Genomic DNA, 2,500 nt, shown 5'->3' with positions numbered 1-2,500 from the left:
TCCCACTACCCCACCAAGCATGCTTGATGGTTTAGGCTCTTCCCGTTTCGCTCACCACTACTCAGGGAATCTCTTTTGATTTCTTTTCCTCCAGCTACTAAGATGTTTCAGTTCACTGGGTTGGCTCTTTACTGCCTATGGATTCAGCAGTTAGTTCTTTGGGGTTGCCCCATTCGGATATCTCCGGCTCATTGCTTGCTTCCAGCTCCCCGGAGCGTTTCGTCGGTCGCCACGTCCTTCATCGCCTCTGTGTGCCGAGGGATCCACCATAAGCTCTTTGTAGCTTGACCACATTCTCTTGTTTGGATGATACGGACGCCTTCTTCGATTGGACGTCTCGTTTTTTCCTGCTTTTTAACGTTACTATGCAGTTTTCAAGGTTCTTTGGCTGGAATTAGAGTCCAGCAGTCTCTCTGAGGCTTTTCGAGTTTCAGAGTCGATGCTGACTTCTTTTTCCGGTTTTCGGTTTTGACTTGCTCGGCTTATAGATATGCCCCTCAACCGGGCTTCCCAACTCAAGCTTTACCCTCTTACTTGTCAAGCTGATTGCTTGACTTTAGGTGGGCCATCCTGGACTCGAACCAGGGACCTCACCCTTATCAGGGGTGCGCTCTAACCACCTGAGCTAATAGCCCATGAACCGGAACCGTAATAGTTTGAAAGCTGTTGTTTCCACAACCTCGACGACCTGGGATGACCTTCTGTGACCGACTTCATCGGTGTTCAGAGGTTCGGTCTCCCTTAAAAGGAGGTGATCCAGCCACACCTTCCGGTACGGCTACCTTGTTACGACTTCACCCCAGTCATCAGCCCTGCCTTCGGCGTCCCCCTCCTTTGCAGGTTAGGGTAACGACTTCGGGCGTGGCCAACTCCCATGGTGTGACGGGCGGTGTGTACAAGGCCCGGGAACGGATTCACCGCCGTATGCTGACCGGCGATTACTAGCGATTCCGCCTTCACGCAGGCGAGTTGCAGCCTGCGATCTGAACTGAGCCACGGTTTATGGGATTTGCTTGTCATTGCTAACTTGCTGCCCTTTGTCCGTAGCATTGTAGTACGTGTGTAGCCCAGGACGTAAGGGGCATGCTGACTTGACGTCATCCCCACCTTCCTCCGGTTTGTCACCGGCAGTCTCCCTAAAGTGCCCAACTTAATGATGGCAACTAAGGACGAGGGTTGCGCTCGTTGCGGGACTTAACCCAACATCTCACGACACGAGCTGACGACAGCCATGCACCACCTGTGTTCCGGTTCCCGAAGGCACCCTTCTGTTTCCAGAAGGTTCCGGACATGTCAAGTCCTGGTAAGGTTCTTCGCGTTGCATCGAATTAAACCACATACTCCACCGCTTGTGCGGGCCCCCGTCAATTCCTTTGAGTTTCACACTTGCGTGCGTACTCCCCAGGCGGGATACTTAACGCGTTAGCTACGGCGCGGCCCGGGTCGATACAGGCCACACCTAGTATCCATCGTTTACGGCTAGGACTACTGGGGTATCTAATCCCATTCGCTCCCCTAGCTTTCGTCCCTCAGTGTCAGTTGCAGTCCAGCAGAGCGCTTTCGCCACCGGTGTTCTTCCCAATCTCTACGCATTTCACCGCTACACTGGGAATTCCCTCTACCCCTACTGCACTCTAGCCGTTCAGTTTCCACCGCCTTTCCAGGGTTAAGCCCCGGTCTTTAACGGCAGACTTGAACAGCCACCTACGGACGCTTTACGCCCAATTATTCCGGATAACGCTTGCATCCTCCGTATTACCGCGGCTGCTGGCACGGAGTTAGCCGATGCTGATTCCTCAGGTACCGTCATTTTGTTCTTCCCTGAGAAAAGGGGTTTACAATCCAAGAACCTTCCTCCCCCACGCGGTCTTGCTCCGTCAGGCTTTCGCCCATTGCGGAAAATTCCCCACTGCTGCCTCCCGTAGGAGTCTGGGCCGTGTCTCAGTCCCAGTGTGGCTGATCGTCCTCTCAGACCAGCTACCGATCGTCGCCTTGGTAAGCTTTTACCTTACCAACTAGCTAATCGGACGCGAGCTCATCTTCAGGCTATAAATATTTCACCTCTCGGCACATCCGGTCTTAGCAGTCGTTTCCAACTGTTATCCCCGTCCTGAAGGCAGATTCTCACGCGTTACTCACCCGTCCGCCACTAGAATCCGAAGATTCCCGTTCGACTTGCATGTGTTAAGCAGACCGCCAGCGTTCATCCTGAGCCAGGATCAAACTCTCCATTGTGTTAAGTGAGTTTGTTTTTTTGGCTATTGGAAACTTTTAGTTTCCTACCGACTTCGTCTTGGTGATTGAAGTTTCCTCCAATTCACCTGATTTTTTTGACGAGGTACTTGTGTTTACTTGGCTTTCAAACTATTATTTTTTCTAGGTTCGGTGCGCTTCGGTGTCGCTTCACTTTCGCTTGCTCTCCCGACCGCTTTATTAATGTAGCAACCACGAACCGCTTCTGTCAACTGTTTTGAAAAACTTTTTTGGAAAACTCTCAAAA

At 51.8% G+C, this 2,500-nt stretch carries 1 tRNA gene and 2 rRNA genes (1 of these 3 cut by a window edge); all 3 read right to left on the bottom strand.

Features of this window, described 5'->3' with window-relative positions:
• A 23S ribosomal RNA gene (locus NDI44_RS12120) occupies nucleotides 1-290 on the bottom strand (it extends 2,598 nt beyond the left edge of the window).
• Between the two features lie 271 nt (nucleotides 291-561).
• Nucleotides 562-635 (bottom strand) — tRNA-Ile (locus NDI44_RS12115).
• Between the two features lie 109 nt (nucleotides 636-744).
• Nucleotides 745-2,235 (bottom strand): 16S ribosomal RNA (locus NDI44_RS12110).
• Together the 16S and 23S rRNA genes with 1 tRNA gene alongside form the textbook arrangement of a ribosomal RNA operon.
• Between the last annotated feature and the right edge of the window lie 265 nt (nucleotides 2,236-2,500).

This window comes from Trichocoleus sp. DQ-A3, assembly GCF_039961975.1.
In the GTDB taxonomy this organism is placed as follows: domain Bacteria; phylum Cyanobacteriota; class Cyanobacteriia; order Cyanobacteriales; family FACHB-T130; genus FACHB-T130.
This window is presented reverse-complemented; position numbering and strand designations above follow the sequence as displayed.